Here is a 17,207-nt window from a genome sequence, read left to right on the forward strand (position 1 = left end):
AAGCGTAGTCGATAAAAAATAAGCTGCTTCAATCAGTTACCGAAACTGCGTGATAAACCGCATCAATTGACTTTTTCTGTTCCGGTCGGCACGTTGGAGCCCTGTGAGGGACAGTCGCGACTCGTTGAGGGTATGCGCATTTTCGTGAAAGGAACATGAAAACCCGGTCGGCAAATCGTTTATCTGAGCGTCATACAGGCACTGTTCAGACTCGTGCCGTTCATCGCGGTTTTTAGAGGGAAAGTCCTACGGAAGTCTCCATTTTAGATGAAGGATATTTCAACCCTTAGTTGCTTTACTGCATCGTTTTCACAAGGCCGTTTCGTTTGATTGACTTACCTGTTACCCATCCTGTTGCTACAAAGACCAATCCGTTGACCCTGTACCTGGCCCGGCTCGCGCCCTCCAGTCAGTTGACCATGCGTTATGTTTTGCAGGATGCCGCGGATCGCCTGGGTTTCGAAGACGTGAACATCGAGGATATTCCCTGGCATCAGCTGCAGCCGGAAAATGTCATTGCGCTAGTGGCTGCGTTGCGCGAAGACGGCTACGCCCCCAATACATCATCGCTGTACGTCAACGCGGTGCGCGGGGTGATGAACGAGGCGTGGCGTATGAGCCTGATCAGTCAGGAGCATCTGCTGAAAATGCGCTCGGTCAAAGGGATTGCCGGCACCCGGTTGTCCCAGGGGCGTAACTTGCGGCGCACGCTGATCCAGGAGTTGATGGCGGTGTGTGCCGCCGATCCCCGGCCACAAGGGTTGCGGGACGCAGCGATCATCGGGATTTTGTACGGTTCGGGCATGCGCAAGTCGGAGTCGGTGAACCTGGACCTGTCACAGGTTGATTTTGCCGAGCGCAGCCTGCGGGTCACCGCCAAGGGCAACAAGCAATTGATCAAGTACGCACCCGCCTGGGCCTTCACCAAACTGGAGGCCTGGCTGGCGTTTCGTCGTTCACAGCTCAAGGAGGGCGAAGTGGACGACCCGTTTCTGTTCAATCGGATCCGGCGTGGCAGCCATATCACCCGCGAGCGCGTGACCAAGCATGCGATCTATTACATTGCGCGCCAGCGCGGTGCCGAGGTGGGTGTGAAGATCATGCCGCATGATTTTCGGCGCTCATTCATCACTCGCGTGATCGAGGAGCACGATTTGTCCATTGCCCAGAAACTGGCGCATCACAGCAATATCCAGACAACCGCCAATTACGATGTGCGCGACGACAACGAGCGGCGACGCGCAGTGGATCGCTTTGATCTTTAAAACAGGCCGGTTACGACTCGCTGAACACGTGGGCATGGCCGATGGTCGAGACATGCACCGCGCTGCCGGCAGGCGGCGCGTACATGCCTGAACTGCGTACCGTTAATGACCGACCTGACTGTTCCCCCAAGGCCGGGGTCTGCAATTCCACGGTTAATGTGCAGGTATTGCCACTGAAGTCCCGGTCGGTGACCACGGCGCGGCACCCGGCCACTTCGTCGGGGCTGGGATGGATGCTGACGAGTTGCAGTTGCTCGGGGCGCAGCATGATTTGCGCCGATTTGTTGTTGCGGTGGTTGTTCACCGGTATCCGGCCGAGGTCGCAATGGGCCCAGCCGGCTTCGATTCTGGCAGGCATGACCACGGCATCCCCGAGAAACAGCGCGGTTTGCTCATCGTCGGGGTAGCGATAGAGATCCAGCGGGTGGCCTGACTGCACGAGCCGGCCATCTCGCATCACGGCCAGTTGATCGGCAAACGACAACGCTTCGCTCTGGTCATGAGTGACCAGGATGGTGGTGACACCGGCATCGGACAACAGTCGGGCGACCATCTTGCGCATGGCGCTTCGAAGACCGGTATCGAGGGCGGAAAAAGGCTCATCGAGCAGCATCAAGCGTGGCTGCTGGGCTAACGCCCGCGCCAGGGCCACACGTTGCTGCTGGCCGCCGGAGAGTTCGTGGGGCCAACGGTTGGCCATGCTCTTGTCCAGCGCCACACTGTCCATCAGTTCAGCGATGCGTTCGTTTTTTTCGTGCCCCTTTTTCGACAGGCCGAAACCGATATTGGCGGCCACGGTCATGTGCGGGAACAGGGCACCGTCCTGGGGGACGTAGCCGATCAGGCGCTGATGGGCCGGCACCTCGTGGGTGTCGTCGACAAGCGTCTGGCCATTGATTGAAAGACGGCCCGTGTCCGGGAACTCGAAGCCGGCAATCATCCGCAGCAGGGTGGTTTTGCCTGAACCGGACGGGCCGACAATCACCGTTCGGCTGCCGTTGGGCACCGACAGGTTGATGCTCTCCAGCGCCTTTTGGTCGCCATAGGACTTGGAAATGGCATGCAGTTCAAGTGCGTTCATCGGCCAGCCGTTCGTTTGGATTGGTGATAAAGAAGTCCGGTCAACGGAAGTGACAGCAGGATCATCAACAGCGCATAGGGGGCAGCCGCGGCATAGTCGATTTCGCTGGTCATGGCCCAGAAACCGGTGGCCAGGGTGCGCGTCCCATTGGGGGCGAGCAACAGGGTGGCGGTGAGTTCATTGGTAATCGCCAGAAACACCAGCGCTGCTCCAGCGGCGGCACCCGGTGCGGCCAGGCGCAAGGTGATCAGCCACAAGGCCCGACCGGGCGAGCGGCCGAGGCTGCGCGCGATGTTTTCCAGCTCTACCGGCGCCTGGGCAATACCCGCGCGCAAACTCACCAGCGCCCGAGGCAAGAACATCAGCAAATACGCCAGCAGCACGGTGATCGTGGTCTGGTAAATCGGCCGCGCAAAGTGGATGGTGACGGTCACCAGGGCCAGCGCGACGACAATCCCCGGCAACGAACTGGTGATGTAGTTGCAACTTTCCAGTACCCGTTGCAACCGTCCCGGCGAGCGAATTGACAGCCAGGCAATCGGAATCGCAGCGCAGGTCGTCAGAACCGCGCCCGCCGCGCCAAGCTGCAATGTCTGTTGCAGTGCCGGCATCAATTCGTCCAGTTCCCAGACCTGTGTGCCGCCCGCCATCAGCCACTTGCCCAGCGTGATCAACGGCACACCCAGTGCCAGCGTGCAGGTGAAGATTTGCAGAAGCAGGCCAAGTGTTTTGGCTAGCGAACCCAAGCGCACAACCCGCTGTGCGCGCGCGCTTCCCGACCCCCACCCGGGCATAACGCGCCGTTCCGCGAGCGGCGGATTCGGCGGTCAGCATCGCCAGGCAACACAGGGCCAGCACACTGGCCAGCATGTTGGCGGCCGGGCCGTTGAAGGTGGATTTGAACTGGTCGAAGATCGCGGTGGTGAAGGTGTCGAAGCGAATCATCGCGTACAGGCCATATTCGGCCAGCAAGTGCAGGCCCACCAACAACGCTCCGCCACAAATGGCCAGACGCAGTTGCGGCAGCACCACACGAAAGAACACCGCCCAGGGCTTGAGCCCCAGCGATTCGGCGACGTCTTCGATGGCCGGGTCGAGCCGGCGCAAGGTGGCGGCGATTGGCAGGTACAGGAACGGGAAGTAGGCGATGACCGAGACCAGGACGCCGGCAAACAGCCCATGTATCGGTGGCACCAGGCTCACCCACGCATAGCTGTGTACGAACGCCGGTACGGCCAGCGGCGCCGTCGCCAGCAGCGACCACCCGCGTCGACCCGGCAGGTTGGTGCGTTCTGTCAACCAGGCCAGCGCCAGGCCCAGCATGATGCATAAAGGAATAGTGATCAGCACCAGCAGCACGGTGTTGAACAGTAATTCAGCGACCCGAGGTCGAAAGACCAGCGGCACGATGGCCGCCCAGCCTGTCTGGATCGACACACCGAGCACGAAGGCAATCGGTAACAGCGACAGGAGCGAGACCAGTATGGACAAACTGATCACCCACGCGCCGCCGCGACCTGCGAAGACACCACGGGCGCGTCGTCGCAAGTTCGAGGGCATCGCCGTGGCGACACCCCCTGGCAGGGTTTCTGGCATCAATTAGAGCAATCCCGCCTGAGTCATCAGCTCCACGGCTTTTTTGCTGTCGAGTTTTGAGGCATCGACTGCTGGCGCGTCCAGCTGCTGCAAAGGCACCAGTTTAGGGTTGGAGGGTGCGTTTTTACCCACGGCGTACTCGAACGACTTACCGGTTTCGAGGACTTTCTGGCCTTCTTTACCGGTGATCCATTTCAGGAACGCCTGTGCTTCTTCCTTGTGTTTGCTGGAGGCCAGAACGCCGCCACCGGAAACACTGACAAAGGCACCCGGGTCTTTATGTTTGAAGTAGTACAGGGCGGTGTTCTTGCTGTTTTCGCCGGTCTTGGCCTGATCGCCGTAGCTGTAATAGTGGTAGATCACGCCGCTGTCGACCTGGCCGGCATTGACTGCCTTGAGTACGGCGCTGTTGCCGCGATAAATCGTGGCGTTGGCTTTCAACCCTTTAAGCCATTCGAGGGTAGCTGCTTCGCCCTTGAGTTCGAGCACGGCGGCGACGATGGCCTGGAAGTCGGCGCCGGCCGGCGACGCGCCCCAACGGCCTTTCCAGTTTGGCCCGGCGAGGTCCATCAGCGACTTGGGCAAATCGGCTTCAGGCAGCTTGCTCGGGTTGTACACGAACACCGTGGAGCGCGCGGCGATCCCGATCCATTTGCCATGCGCCGGACGATAAGCTGATTCGACTTGTTCCAGCGTGGTCGGCGCTACCGGAGCAAGGAGCCCGGCCTTGTCGACCAGCACCATGGCCGGGGAGTTTTCGGTCAGGAACACATCGGCCGGGGAGGCGGCGCCTTCCTGTACGATCTGGTTGCCCATCTCGGTGTCGTCGCCGTTGCGCAAGGTGACCGGGATCCCTGTTTCCTGAGTGAAACCCTCGACCCAGGCCTTGGTCAGGCTTTCGTGTTGGGCGTTGTAGACCACGATACCGGCGGTATCAGCGGCATACACGTGCCCGGCGGCCAGCAGTGCAGTGCTCAGCAGTGCGGATTTGAGGAACGAAGGGATCGAGGGTGTCATTCTGGGGGGCTGCTCCTGTTCTTTTTTAGAAGTCATGCACGCCGATTCACCTGTCAATCAATGCGAATCATTTGCATGCTTTGAGTCGGCAGGGAATGTAGAGCGCTAAATGAGAAAAAAACGTCAAAGAAACCGTTAATACATGTCATTTCCATTCAGGTTAGCATTCCTTTGGCCCCTTGCCCTTGATCGATGTCAAACGATGTCAAACGATGTCATCGATCAAGGGCAGGCAGATCAAGCGCGATGTTGGGGGGGCACCAGCCGTATCGGGATTTGAGCAATCGCCCCGATTGTGACGGGCGGCCGCTCCACACCAGAAGGTGGCGAAAGGATAGCTCAGTGGCCCGGCGGACGCCTAGGGGCCGGTCGTTTCGGTTTTCGTCGTGGACGACTCGGGAATAAACGCCACGCTCTGGTCCTCTCGGGCGTGGAACATCCGCTCGCCGTTGGTGGGCGTGGTGGTGATGACCTGGTGGTCGGCACTCAGGTAGTTCAGCGGCAGCGCATCTCCCTTGTGGTACTGCGCGACCACAATGGTGCGCTGCGGATTCCAGTGTTGGCCGCTGGCGTTATCCAGCCAGGCCATCAGTGTCGCGGTGTTGCCGGAGCGAGGGAAGTCCTCGGTTTCCTGCACGTAATAGAACGGTGCGCCACCGGTTTGCAGGTACATCGGCACTTTGTTGTCGACGTCGATCATTACCATGCGCCAGTGCTCCAACGGCGCCCGCTTGCTGGCTTCAAACTTGACCGTCTCACCGAAATCCACCACGCCGCCACCGCTGTTAGTCCAGGGGTACAGCACGCCGAGCACAGTCATCAATACGACTGCGCTCACCCCGAGACCGATCTTCAACCCGCGACTGCCAAACGCACTGTCGGCGTTGCGTTCGGCCATGCGCCGGGTGATCCACCAGGCCCCCAGTAACTGGGCGAAGGGCACGAGGGGCAATACGTAGTAGCTGCGCCGACTGCCGCTGGCGGTGAAAAACAGCATCAGCAGCCCCAGCCCCCAGATCAGCCAACGTGTATTGGGTTCGACACTGCGCCAGTTGCGTGCAGCGACCCACAGCGCCAACAACCAGAACGGCGCCCATGGCAAGGTGTAGACGGGAAGGTAAAGCAGGTAGGTGTAAATCGGCCCGATGTTATCGAACGGCTGGAAGAACCGGACGACATTTTCGCGCAACACCAAGCCCAAGCCACTTTCGCCATAGGTCGGTGTGCCATACACATGCGACAACATGAACGGTGACATGTAGAAAACGCCGGCAATCGACAGGGCTGCACACAGCCACCAATTGAGGTGGCGTTTCCAGCGACCCTCCTGCAACAGATGAGGCAATAACAACAACCCTGGCAGGATGAAGCCGATCAAACCTTTGAACAGTGAGGTCAGGGACAGCAGCAGGCAAAACACCAGGTAGCGGCTGAACCGTGTGTCGTCGGGCCCCCGCCAGTACCACCACACCGCCGCCAGTACGCCGCACACCGTGAGAATGTCAGCCGTGGCAACCCGTGCCCAGAAGATAAAATAGAAGGTGGTCGCCAGCATCCAGCCGGCAATCAAACCGGTACCTTTGCGATACAGCCGTTCGCCGATCAGGTACACCAGCCACACGCTCAGCCACGCCGCAATCACCGACGAGAGGCGCAACGACCAAGGGTCCAGGCCACCCGTCAACCAGGCGGAGGCGGTAATCAACCAATAGGAGGGCAGGGGTTTGTCGTAGTAGGCCCCGCCCTTGAGGTAGGGATCAAAATAGTCACCGCTTTGCAGCATCTGTAAGGCGATGTTGGCCCAGCGTGTTTCCGCGCCCCACAACTCCCGGCTGCCCAACCCCAACAACAGCATCAGCGCTGCCGTGGCCAGCAGCAGCGTTAACCTGCCCCTGTCACTGGCCCAGAATTTCATGGCGGGTTTCCAGTCGGTGCTGTTGGCGAAACGCTGTCAGGGCTGGTTTGCGGAAAAATCAGGATCTGCAGATTGCCACGCTGATAGCGTTTGCCATCGACAGGCAACCGCTCGACTTCTTGGATTTCCGCGACATTGTTGACCCGCATCACCACACCGACCGAGCCTTTTTTACGCGCCTCGGTCATCCACTCATCGACGTTGTCCAGGGTCACTTTGCGCGAAGCCATGGCCGGGTCGCCGAGACCGTACTTCAGCTCGCCGATGGTATTGAACAGATCGACTTGCGGGCGCTTCAAACGCCATGACAACGCGGAGGCCGCACCGAGATCGTTACTGAGTAAAGAACTGGTTTCGCCCAACGCATCGAGGTGTTCGGCAATGAACTGGTCCGGCATCTTGCTGTTGACGACCTGTGCCGGCATGGCGGCTGGCAACAACGCAATCAATATCCAGATGCCGATCGCCGGCATCGCCCAAAATGTCAGTGGACGCAGGGCTTGTAATGAATTGCTGATGATCCAGCCGAGCAACACGATGAACACCAGGGACAGGCTGAACATCTCGGTGTTTTCGTAGATTTCCCTGGAAACCTGAAAATAGAGCAGAGCGATCAGGGCAATCGTGCCCACGGTGACGTTGATCGCACCATTAATGCGAAGCAAGTGGCCTCGCCCTTGGTTCAGGAGCTCCATGACCGTGTGCCCCATCAGCAGGGCCAGCGGCAATAGGCACGGCATGATGTAGGTCGGCAGTTTGCCGCTGCTCAAACTGAAGAAAGCCAGTGGCAACAGCAGCCAAAGCAGCAGAAAACCGATGACAGGCTGGCGTTTGTGCTTCCAGGCGTTGATGAACGTGGTCGGAAGCAACGCCGCCCATGGCAGGCTCGACACCACCAGCAAGGGCAGATAGAACCACCATGGCCGCGCATGCTGTGCATCATCGGCGGCGAACCGGCGCACGTGTTCGTTCCAGAAGAAAAAGCGCCAGAAGTCCGGCTCCCGGTGGTGAATGGCGAGCACCCAAGGCAAGCACACCACCACCGCCACCAGCACGGCCAACGAACCGTAACGCACCAGTTCACCCATGCGCCGTTGCCAAAGCATGTAGGGCAGGGCGATCAACACGGGTAACAACCAGGCCAGAAAGCCCTTGGTCATGAAGCCCATGCCACAGGCGAACCCCAGCATCGCCCAGGCACCCACCTTGATTCGTGGGGTTTGACCGTCGAGGGCAAACCACAGCGCAACCAGGCTCAGGTTGACCCAGAAGGTGAATTGCGGATCGAGGTTGGCGTAACCGGCCTGGCCGGCAATCAGCCCGAAACTCATGTACAGCAACGCGCAGGCCGCGCTTTTGCGCGGGTCGCTCCAAAGCCTGCGGGCGATCAGATACGTCAACCAGACACTCAGCCCGGTACTGAGCGCCGAAGCAATACGCACACCAAACAGGTTGTCACCAAAAACTGCCTGGCCGAGGGCGATCATCCAGTAACCGGCGATGGGTTTTTCGAAGTAGCGAACGCCCATGAAGTGCGGCGCGACCCAGTTGCCGCTCAGGAGCATTTCCTGGCTGATCTGACCATAGCGAGGTTCGTCTGGGATCCACAGGCCGTGGGTCATCAAGGGCAGCAGGTAGAACACCACAAAGGCGAGAACCAGACCGGGCACAATCCAGCGATTGGCGGCGTTTGAAGTGCCGGTATAACGGTAGGACTGTGCCCCGACCGGGTGTCGCAACGGATTGTTTTGGGACGTCATGACTCGACCTGACTTAGAGACGTTACCGAATTCAGTGCAGGGCTCGGCGCAATCCTGCGAAAGCACAGCACTGGAATAAATTGCCCGAAGGCACAGATACAGCCGGAGTAAGTGATTTCTTTGATCTGGAACTATCAGCCTCCTTGGTTGAATGGTTCCTGACAAAATCGAAAATAAAGGTGAACTAGTGTTCAGCTGTCCATTGAGAAAGATTAACTTTCACTGTCGGGCACTTAACTAAGGAAGGTTCCATGGGTGCACTTAAAATGCACCGCTCACCTTCCATTGTTACTGCCGGCTGGCGAGTCGTTACTTGCGTGTTGCTGCAGTCGCCAGCGAGGGCCAGTCTTCAGGTTGAAGGATGCCCAACACCTTGAGTTGCCCTTGTGCATCGATGCTGACGAACAATGAACTGGTGTATTCACTGTCGGCGGCGTGTTTGAAACCCGTCTCTTTTTCAAAGTCGCTGATACAGCCACTGTGCGTCACCAGCACGCTGTTGCGATGGGCAACCTTGTGCGCAACCACGTCGTTACGCAGTGTGGTGCCACAACTGGCCAGCCATTCTTGTGCGACCGCATCCTTGCCGAACATGGCGTGCGCTGTTTGTTGGGTGCGGGTCACCGGGCTTGTGAATACGTCGGTCTGCGCCATGCCCAGGCCCATAAAGCCTTGGCCTACTGCCGTAGCCGTTTCACTGCCAAGGCGGGTAATGCCGTCGGCAGGGCCCAGGCACGGATTGCTTGAACGGTCACAGCGCTCGGCGTGTCGCACCAACACAACCACTTCTCCGGCCTGCCAATGCTTGAACAGTTCGGCATGGGTCTGAGCATCGGCGCTTCCCAGGTTTGTTGGCGAGGTGTGCCACATGACAAAACCGGTCACGAGAGCAGCCACCAACAGTGAGCCCGAGATCGCAACCATTCGGGTGAGGCGCGAACCCTGGCGTGGCGCTGAGGTGGCAGGTGATACCGTTTTGAGCATGTTCTTACCCTTGACTGTTCGCAACACCGGACATAAAGCGGCCTTGGCCGCAGAAAAAACTGACGAGTTTCAAATCAAGTTTTACTAAACCTGGATGATGAGCGGTACGTTAAAGGCTGAGGCGTGTGAACGTGGTGAAACGGATGTGAAAATTTTGCGCAGATGATCGAAGGTCAAATGCTTCTAGTGTGATGATCTACAACATTATTACAAACTAACTAGTTGCGCGGAGTATTTGAAAGTCAATATCAAATACGGTGTGAAACTTATTACAGAAGTGCCGCAGTTGCTTTGCCGAGGAAGAAAAACGTCATGCGATGTTCCAGCCTTTCATACCCGACGATGAAAGTCGGGGAACGGGCTTGGGATCAGGGCTTTCGCGGGTGCAGCGGATCTGTAGCCGACAGCAATGGCAAGTGGCGCTCGGCAGCCTTGAGCCCAACGGCTGCTGTTTCACCGTTGAGCTTAAGCCGGCGTAATCGGTTTCAACCGGAGGACGGGCAACTCTGTTGCGACCCCCTGGCCGCCTGGCCGATCACGGCCGCCAGGCGTTTGACATTGTTCTGCTGGGCGGCAACCAGATCTTCGATACTTGTCGCCGAAGGCGTTTGCAAAGTGCTGTGGCAGGTGAGTGATGAAACATTGCCTTCACCGATGCCCCGCAAGCGCCAGGTCGCCTCGATCAGCCCGTACTGGCCGGGAACAGAATCAAAGCGCTGCACCTCCACTCGCAACGACAATTTGCGTGGGGGGTTGGCGTTGATCAGTTGAGCCGCCAGTGCGCTTTGTAATTCCTCAGACAGTGATGCGCCCCACCAGTCGGTTTCCAGCAGGACCAGGCCACTGTTTCCCTGGCGAATGACTATCTGCGTCCGGTCGACCTGCGCCGGCACACTGACAGCATCAAACTCGATGTACATCCCGTTACTGTGCGCCGCGCCCCCGGTTTGCTGCGGCATCAGCGTGTGGTAATGAACCGGTTCACTGCGGCAGGCCGCCAGCAGCATCAGCGCAGTGATCAAGGTGATCTTCGGCGAAAAACCCATACGTCGTGCTCCTTTGTTCTGCGGCGCGGTCATTGTTTCAGGTCCTTAGCCGAGGCATTTTCGGGTCGACCACGAATCAGCGATTCTGGATGCCGGCTCAAATAATCCGCCAGCTGACGCAACGCTCTTGCCGCGCGCCCCAGTTCATCCAGTGTTTCTCCCAGTTGTACCCGTTGCGGCGAGTCTTCGGCGATGGTGGAACCGGCCGACTTTATCGTCGTATTGGCCGATTGCAGGGTTGTGCTGACGTCCGACAGGGTGGTGCTCACACCGGGCAGGGTCTTGGTATTGAATTGCGCCAAGCCTTTGCGCAGTTCCACGAGGTTGCTGTCGAGGTTGCCGGCAATACGATCGATTGGCAGTTTGTTGAGTTTGTCGACCATGGCCTCCAGTTTTTCCTGCAATTGCTCAAGGCTACCCGGCAACGTCGGAATCATGACCGGGCGTGCGTTTGGATCGAAGGCCACTTTTTCGGTTTTAGGGTAGAAGTCCAGGGAAATGTACAACTGACCGGTCAACAGATTGCCGGTACGGGCCTGGGCGCGCAGGCCGTTTTCGATAAACGAGCCAATCATCCGAACGCTGGCCGCTTCGTCATTGGGGTCATGATTGAGCGCCTTGATCATTTTGGTGTGGGCCTGCCCCAGACGCTGCGGATAGATCACGATGCCGACATTGACCGGGAACGTGCGCTTTTGCGCGTCGAAGTCCAGATTGACCGATACCACCTTGCCGATCTCCATGCCCAGGAATTCCACCGGCGCATCGACCTTGAGCCCGCGCATGGCCTGATCGAAACGCAGGGCCAGGAATTGCGGCTTGCCATTCGGTGGCGCGAGGGCACTTTGCTGGTCCTCGAACAGTTCGTAGGCATATTCTTCGGCGGCAGGTTTATCGTTGGGGCTGTATTCCGGCGCGCGAAAGGCAATACCGCCTACCAACATCGAGGACAAGGATTCGGTCTTGACCGCAAAACCGTTGGCACCGACGCTCACGTCGATACCGCTGGCGTTCCAGAAACGGGTGTTTTCGGTGACGTACTGGTCATTGGGTGCATGGATGAACAAGTCGATGTTCACCCCTTTGCCATCCGGGTCCAACCCATAGGCCACCACTTGGCCAACCGGAATCTTGCGGTAGTAAACCGGCGAGCCAATGTCCAGCGAGCCCAGGTCCTGGGTGTGCAAGGTGAAACGCTTGCCGGGTTCGCCATAGGTGATCGCCGGCGGGTTTTCCAGGCCTTTGAAGTTTTTCGCGCGGCCATTGGCCTGGCCGATGTCGGCGCCGATGTAATCACCGGACAGCAATGTATCGATCCCTGAGACACCGCCGGCACCGATGCGCGGACGCACGACCCAGAATTGCGAGTCTTCACGGGTGAAACTTTCGGCCTGCTTGGCCAGTTTGATCGTGGCGTTGACACTCTTCTGGTCGTTGCTCAGTTCTACGTCCGAGACTTGGCCGATGATCACGTTGCGGTATTTGACCTCGGTCTTGTTGGCCGTCAGGCCATCACCGGTCTTGAACGTGACCGTGATAGTCGGGCCTTCCTGCAAGATGCTGTGGACGACCAGGGAAATGCCCACCAATACCGCGTACAATCGGAACGATCCAGACCAGTGAAACGCTGCGGCCAGTCTTGATTGGGGCCTGTCCGGGGGCCTGTGGCCCTTCAGTGGCTTGCGACTTCATCCATGACCTCCTCGTTATTGTGGGTTTTCCCGCGTTGAATCCCAGATCAGGCGCGGGTCGAAACTCATCGCCGACAGCATGGTGAACACCACCACCAAACCAAAAAACAGGATGCCCGGGCGCGGTTCGATGTCGGCCAGGGCTTGAAACTTCACCAGGGAGGCCACCAGTGCCACGACGATCACATCCAGCATTGACCAGTAACCGATAACCTCCACAAAACGGTACAGCTGCGACCGCTCCTTGAGCGCCCACTGGCTGTCGCGGTGTACGGACAACAGCAGGAACGTCAGGGCCAAAAACTTGATGCCCGGCACCGCGATGCTGGCGATGAAAATGATCAGGGCGATGTCCCACGCGCCGGCCTCCCAGAATTCCAGTACGCCGCTCATGATCGTACTGTCGGCGCCGTTACCGACCATCTTGGTGTTCATCACCGGCAACAGATTGGCCGGGACGTAAAACGCCAGGGCGGTGAACATGTAGGCCCATGTGCGGTTCAGCGAGTTGGTTTTGCGCCGATGCAGGGGCGCACCGCAGCGCTCACATTCGTGCGGCTCGCCGGTCATGTCGCAGGCCAGGCCGCAGCTGTGACACAGACACAGGTTGAGTTCGCTGGCGACCGGTGGGCTGTTCATGGAATGTCCCATAATTCACGGATATCGCGCCCGGCGATGCGGATCATCATCAGGCTCAGCACGGCAAGCGCAAACAGGCCGATGCCGGGCAGTACGTCCAGCAATCCGGCGAGTTTGATGACCGCCACCATTGCACCCAGCAGGCAGACTTCCAGCATGCTCCAGGGCCTGAGGGCCTCCAGCCAGCGCATGCAGAATTTAAAACCGGGTGAACGACGGTGTGAGAGGGCAAAACCCAGGACCCAGATGAGCAACAACAGCTGGAAAATCGGTGCGATGATCATCGCAATCGCCGCGACCATCGCAATGAAGGTGATCGGTCCCATGCTCAGGGCCAGGACTGAATCCCAGAGCGTTGCACTGTTTTTCAAGCCCTTGAGGCTGATGCTCATGACCGGATAAAAATTGGCGAAAACCCACAGCATCAACGCGGCGAAGGTCAACGCCAGGCGTTGCTCCACTGTCAGACCGTTATAGCGCTGGAGCACGCCGCCGCAGCACGTACACAGGGTTTTCTGGTGTTTGGCGAGCGTGACTTTTTCATACACACAGTCGCAGTGCTCGCAGATGATCAGCTGATCAGTAGTTGCCATGGGCCAGGCTCAACAAAGGGCAGGAAGTTCAGAGCACCTCCTCAATATAGAAGTGACTCGCAATTGAGCAAATCGAAAGTCGATACGATGGAGGTCAGCGGCTGTAAAACTCCCATCTTTGTGGGTTATAAATAAAATCTGTGGCCCAGACACGAAGTCCAAATGACTGAGTCAGATACACCTCTATAGTGGGGACTCGGGCATACCGTTGATGGGGGAGTCTTGATGTGCCATGAGGGGAAGAACGCGAGAACCAGGCACGGCGCCGTTGTGCTGCTGACCCTGGCGCTCTCGGCCTGTTCCAATGCGTCATCGGTGCCTGTGCTGGGAGCGTTTTTTCCTGACTGGTTGTTCTGCATCCTCGGCGCCGCACTGCTGGTCTTGCTCGTCCATCGCTTGTTGGCCCGGCGCGGTTTAAGCGCCTGGCTGGCGCCACCGACACTGGCTTATCCCATGCTCACCGCGCTCTTCGCCTTGAGTGCCTGGCTTCTGTTTTTCCAGTCCTGACCGGGAGTCACCCACCATGAGCGAAAATGCTGTGAAGCCGTTGCCCCGGCGGGTGTTGATCCTGGTGTTGCTGGGGCTGACAGTGGCGCTGCTGTTGGCGGTGGTCTGGCGGCTCGACAATGCGCCGCGCACCGATGACGCCTATGCCTACGCTGACACCATTAGTGTCACCCCGAGGTGAGCGGCAGCATCGTCGAGCTACCGGTGCACGAAAACCAACAGGTAAAGCAAGGGGACGTGCTGTTGCGCATCGATGCGCGGCCCTATCAGGACGTCCTTGATCAGACACGTGCGTCAATGTATGCGTTGAACCAGGAAATCATCCTCAGCCAGCGTCAGGTTGATGCCCAGCAATTCAACTCTGACGCCGTACAAGCCAGTATCGAACGGGCCAAGGCGACGGCTAACCAGACGGCGGACACCCTGCGGCGCATGGAACCGCTGTTGTCGCGCGGCTATGTCTCCGAGGAACAGGTGGACCAGGCGCGCACCGCTGCCAAGAGTGCCCGTGCCGAATTGAACGCCGCACAGTTACAGGTCAAGCAAGCCGCAGCTGCCGTCAGTGGGGTTGATGCGTTAGTGGCCAGGCGCGCAGTGATTCAGGCGCAAATAGCCCGAGCCGAACTGGATATGGAACACAGTGTTGTGCTCGCACCGTTCGACGGACGAGTCGTTGGCTTGACCACGTCCGACGGCCAGTTTGCTGCCGCCGGCCATCCGCTGTTCAGCCTGATCGATACTCGGCACTGGTACGTGGTGGCGAACTTTCGCGAGACCGAACTGGACAATATTCAAACCGGTAACCGCAGCACGCTCTATCTGATGAGCGATAGCCGGCGTGCTTTCAGCGGTACCGTAGACTCCATTGGCTTTGGCGTTTTCCCTGACGACGGCGGCGCCCAGGTCAGTGGATTGCCCAAGGTTGCCAGAACCATCAATTGGGTGCGGGTGGCACAACGTTTCCCGGTGCGCATTCGTGTCGATCAACCCGACCCGCAGCTGTTCCGGATCGGTGCATCGGCCGTAGCCGTGATCCATACCGATAGCGGCGAAGGCAAGCGGCAATGAATGTCGTGAATGGCGGGTCTGAGCGGCTGTGGCGTTTCCTCGTCGCAGAGCTGGCGGCGTTTCCGGGCGCAGCAACGCCGTACTGCGCAATCTGGTGGCGTGCACGCTGGTCATCATCCTCTCTATGAGTCTTGAAGTGCCGCTGTTGGCGCTTTCGTTGATCATGGTGTTTTTCGTCAGTCAGACCAACGTGGTACTGACGAGAATGGCCGGCATCCTGTTCATCGTCAGCGCGACGCTTGCCATCGGCATTGCAATTGTTCTGCTCAAGTACACCTACGGCTACCCGCTGCTGCGCATCCTTCTTGCCAGCGTGGTGTTTCTCGTGAGCCTGTTTGGCATGCGTGCGACGCGCCTCGGCCCGCTGTTTTTTGTAGTCGCTATCGTCACCATCTACGTGCAGAGCCTGGTGGATACCATTACGCAGCCTGAGCTGCTGTTACGTGCCTGCCTGTGGGTATGGATGGCGGTGGTCTACCCGACGCTTATCACCCTGCTGGTAAACACGTTGCTGTTGCCGCAAGAACCGCAGCAGCTATTGCGCGAGGCCATGCAGCGACAGTTGGTGCAGATGCAGGCGTGCCTTGTTGCGTTGGAGGCGGGGCGGACGAACAATCCGTTAATCAGCGCGACTGATGTCCAGCAGGGCGTCCTGGGCCTGCAAAAACTGCTGAAATTTTCCAGCATGCGCGACACCGGCAATCGCGACCATGAAGTCCGGAATCTGGCGTTGATTACCGGCGTTAGCCGGTTGTATGCCGCAGTGGCCACCTTGAATGCCGCTGTCTCTGACACCGAGGCACTGACGGCGTTACGTCAGGATTGCGCAGCACTGGCCAAAGCCATCGACGAGGACTTCAAGGCGCCGTTGCTGTCGTTGTACAGCGCAGCGTTGACGCGGCCGCTGATACCTCCAGCTCTGGAAGAAATGCGTGACGCGTTGCGCAGCCTGGCCGTAAATGAACGTGCGATCCCGGCCAGCAACGCTGCGGTGAAGGAGCCACTGTTGGCAAACGATGCCTTCAGCAATCCCGATTACCTGTTTTTTGCCTTCAAAACCTGGCTGGCGACGATGCTGTGTTATGTGTTCTACAACGCAGTGGACTGGCCGGGTATCCACACCGTGATGCTGACCTGTGTGATCATCGCTTTGCCCAGTCTCGGCGCTTCGACACAAAAAGGCGTGTTACGTATTGGCGGTTGCCTGCTGGGGAGTGCATTGGCACTGCTGTGCACAGTCTTTGTCATTCCGGGCATCGAAACGTTGGTCGGCTTGTTGATCATGAGTCTGCCGGTGATCGGACTGGGTGCCTGGGTTGCGGCGGGTTCCGAGCGCATCAGCTATGCCGGTCTGCAGATCATGTTCTGTTTTGCTCTCGCCTTGCTTGAACAGTTTGGCCCGACGACTGATCTCACGGAGATCCGCGACCGGCTGGTCGGCATCATGCTCGGCGTTCTGGTCGGCACACTGGTGCAGGGGCTGCTGTGGCCGGAACGTGAGGGTGACAGCTTGCTCCGGCGTCTGGGCACACTGTTGCAGAGCATCGCCGGATTATTGCGTTCACCCATGTCCAGTGTATCGAGCGATCGCCTCTACGAACCGAGTGTGCGCAGTTGGGGTCAGCTCGCCGAATGCGAGGCCATGCTCGCGCGGGTCGCACTGGAGCCTGGTTGGCAGCAGAGTGAGCATGAATCGCTGACACTGTTCACGCAGACGCTGTTGGCCAAGGCCCGAGAGATCCTCCTGTTGACCGACCAACTACAACGCTACCGAACGGCACTCAATGTCGAGTTGCCGAGGTCGCTGCAGACCTGGCTGGACGAACATCAGGCGCAACTGGCGGCGTGGCTGGTCAGCTACGCGACACGGCTGCAAAATCCGGCGGTTGCGTTGGATACCTTGCCACCCTTCAATCCGCCAGCAGCCGGTGGACCGGCCGTTGACGCGCTGTTACAGGCGCTGCATGAGCTACGTCGGCAGTTTGATTCGCTACCGGATTGGCGCTCAATCGAGTTGGGGACACTGACGGAGCTGCGTTCATGAA

12 protein-coding genes and 4 pseudogenes are annotated in these 17,207 nt (G+C 58.7%); 6 read left to right on the forward strand and 10 right to left on the reverse strand.

Going from position 1 to position 17,207, the window contains the following annotated elements; genetic code table 11:
• The first annotated feature begins 326 nt into the window (after window positions 1–326).
• Complete coding sequence (locus AB4N76_RS28440; RefSeq protein WP_046027858.1) at window positions 327–1,265, forward strand: site-specific integrase; 939 nt, start codon at window positions 327–329, stop codon at window positions 1,263–1,265.
• Between the two features lie 10 nt (window positions 1,266–1,275).
• Here the strand turns inward: AB4N76_RS28440 and AB4N76_RS28445 are convergent, their stop codons facing one another.
• The 6 genes and pseudogenes from AB4N76_RS28445 to pmrG form a co-directional block, all read right to left on the reverse strand.
• Window positions 1,276–2,346, reverse strand: a complete 1,071-nt coding sequence (locus AB4N76_RS28445; protein WP_223525310.1) for an ABC transporter ATP-binding protein — start codon at window positions 2,344–2,346, stop codon at window positions 1,276–1,278.
• A pseudogene (locus AB4N76_RS28450) lies at window positions 2,343–3,942 on the reverse strand (ABC transporter permease). Before AB4N76_RS28450 ends, AB4N76_RS28445 begins: the two are co-directional and overlap by 4 nt.
• 3 nt (window positions 3,943–3,945) lie before the next feature.
• On the reverse strand, window positions 3,946–4,959 hold the full coding sequence (locus AB4N76_RS28455; RefSeq protein ID WP_046027309.1) for an iron ABC transporter substrate-binding protein: 1,014 nt from the start codon (window positions 4,957–4,959) through the stop codon (window positions 3,946–3,948).
• 358 nt (window positions 4,960–5,317) lie between these two features.
• A complete protein-coding gene (locus tag AB4N76_RS28460; RefSeq protein WP_460163855.1) occupies window positions 5,318–6,874 on the reverse strand; it encodes an ArnT family glycosyltransferase in 1,557 nt (518 codons plus the stop codon).
• Entirely contained in the window at window positions 6,871–8,634 is a 1,764-nt protein-coding gene (gene arnT, locus AB4N76_RS28465; protein WP_460163856.1) for a lipid IV(A) 4-amino-4-deoxy-L-arabinosyltransferase, read from the reverse strand. The genes AB4N76_RS28460 and arnT overlap by 4 nt, the downstream gene beginning before the upstream one ends.
• Before the next feature lie 309 nt (window positions 8,635–8,943).
• Window positions 8,944–9,618 (reverse strand): lipopolysaccharide core heptose(II)-phosphate phosphatase PmrG, encoded by a 675-nt coding sequence (gene pmrG / locus AB4N76_RS28470; protein ID WP_046027306.1) that lies wholly within the window; start codon window positions 9,616–9,618, stop codon window positions 8,944–8,946.
• 299 nt (window positions 9,619–9,917) lie between these two features.
• On the opposite strand from pmrG, the pseudogene AB4N76_RS28475 reads away from it, so the two are divergent.
• A pseudogene (locus AB4N76_RS28475) lies at window positions 9,918–10,097 on the forward strand (two-component sensor histidine kinase); the annotation flags it as partial.
• A 6-nt stretch (window positions 10,098–10,103) separates the two neighbouring features.
• On the opposite strand, the gene AB4N76_RS28480 reads toward AB4N76_RS28475, so the two are convergent.
• From AB4N76_RS28480 to AB4N76_RS28495, 4 genes and pseudogenes are all read right to left on the reverse strand, one after another.
• Window positions 10,104–10,664, reverse strand: coding sequence for a PqiC family protein (locus AB4N76_RS28480; RefSeq protein ID WP_077430185.1), 561 nt, complete (start codon window positions 10,662–10,664; stop codon window positions 10,104–10,106).
• Window positions 10,665–10,693: 29 nt separating this feature from the next.
• Window positions 10,694–12,356, reverse strand: a pseudogene (locus tag AB4N76_RS28485) (PqiB family protein).
• Window positions 12,337–12,994, reverse strand: a pseudogene (locus AB4N76_RS28490) (paraquat-inducible protein A). Before AB4N76_RS28490 ends, AB4N76_RS28485 begins: the two co-directional pseudogenes overlap by 20 nt.
• Window positions 12,991–13,587 (reverse strand): paraquat-inducible protein A, encoded by a 597-nt coding sequence (locus tag AB4N76_RS28495; protein WP_046027302.1) that lies wholly within the window; start codon window positions 13,585–13,587, stop codon window positions 12,991–12,993. Before AB4N76_RS28495 ends, AB4N76_RS28490 begins: the two are co-directional and overlap by 4 nt.
• Before the next feature lie 270 nt (window positions 13,588–13,857).
• Between AB4N76_RS28495 and AB4N76_RS28500 the strand changes: the two genes are divergently transcribed.
• The 4 genes from AB4N76_RS28500 to AB4N76_RS28515 are packed head-to-tail and all read left to right on the forward strand — an operon-like array spanning window position 13,858 to window position 17,206.
• The gene (locus AB4N76_RS28500) at window positions 13,858–14,094 is read left to right on the forward strand and encodes a YtcA family lipoprotein (protein WP_223525314.1); all 237 of its coding nucleotides are present in this window, start codon (window positions 13,858–13,860) and stop codon (window positions 14,092–14,094) included.
• A gap of 16 nt (window positions 14,095–14,110) precedes the next feature.
• Window positions 14,111–14,275 (forward strand): hypothetical protein, encoded by a 165-nt coding sequence (locus AB4N76_RS28505; protein ID WP_460163857.1) that lies wholly within the window; start codon window positions 14,111–14,113, stop codon window positions 14,273–14,275.
• Between the two features lie 23 nt (window positions 14,276–14,298).
• On the forward strand, window positions 14,299–15,162 hold the full coding sequence (locus tag AB4N76_RS28510; protein ID WP_460163858.1) for an HlyD family efflux transporter periplasmic adaptor subunit: 864 nt from the start codon (window positions 14,299–14,301) through the stop codon (window positions 15,160–15,162).
• Between the two features lie 28 nt (window positions 15,163–15,190).
• A complete protein-coding gene (locus AB4N76_RS28515; RefSeq protein WP_460163859.1) occupies window positions 15,191–17,206 on the forward strand; it encodes an FUSC family protein in 2,016 nt (671 codons plus the stop codon).
• The last annotated feature ends 1 nt before the right edge of the window (window position 17,207 follow it).

Source organism: Pseudomonas sp. S2_F03 (assembly GCF_054668335.1).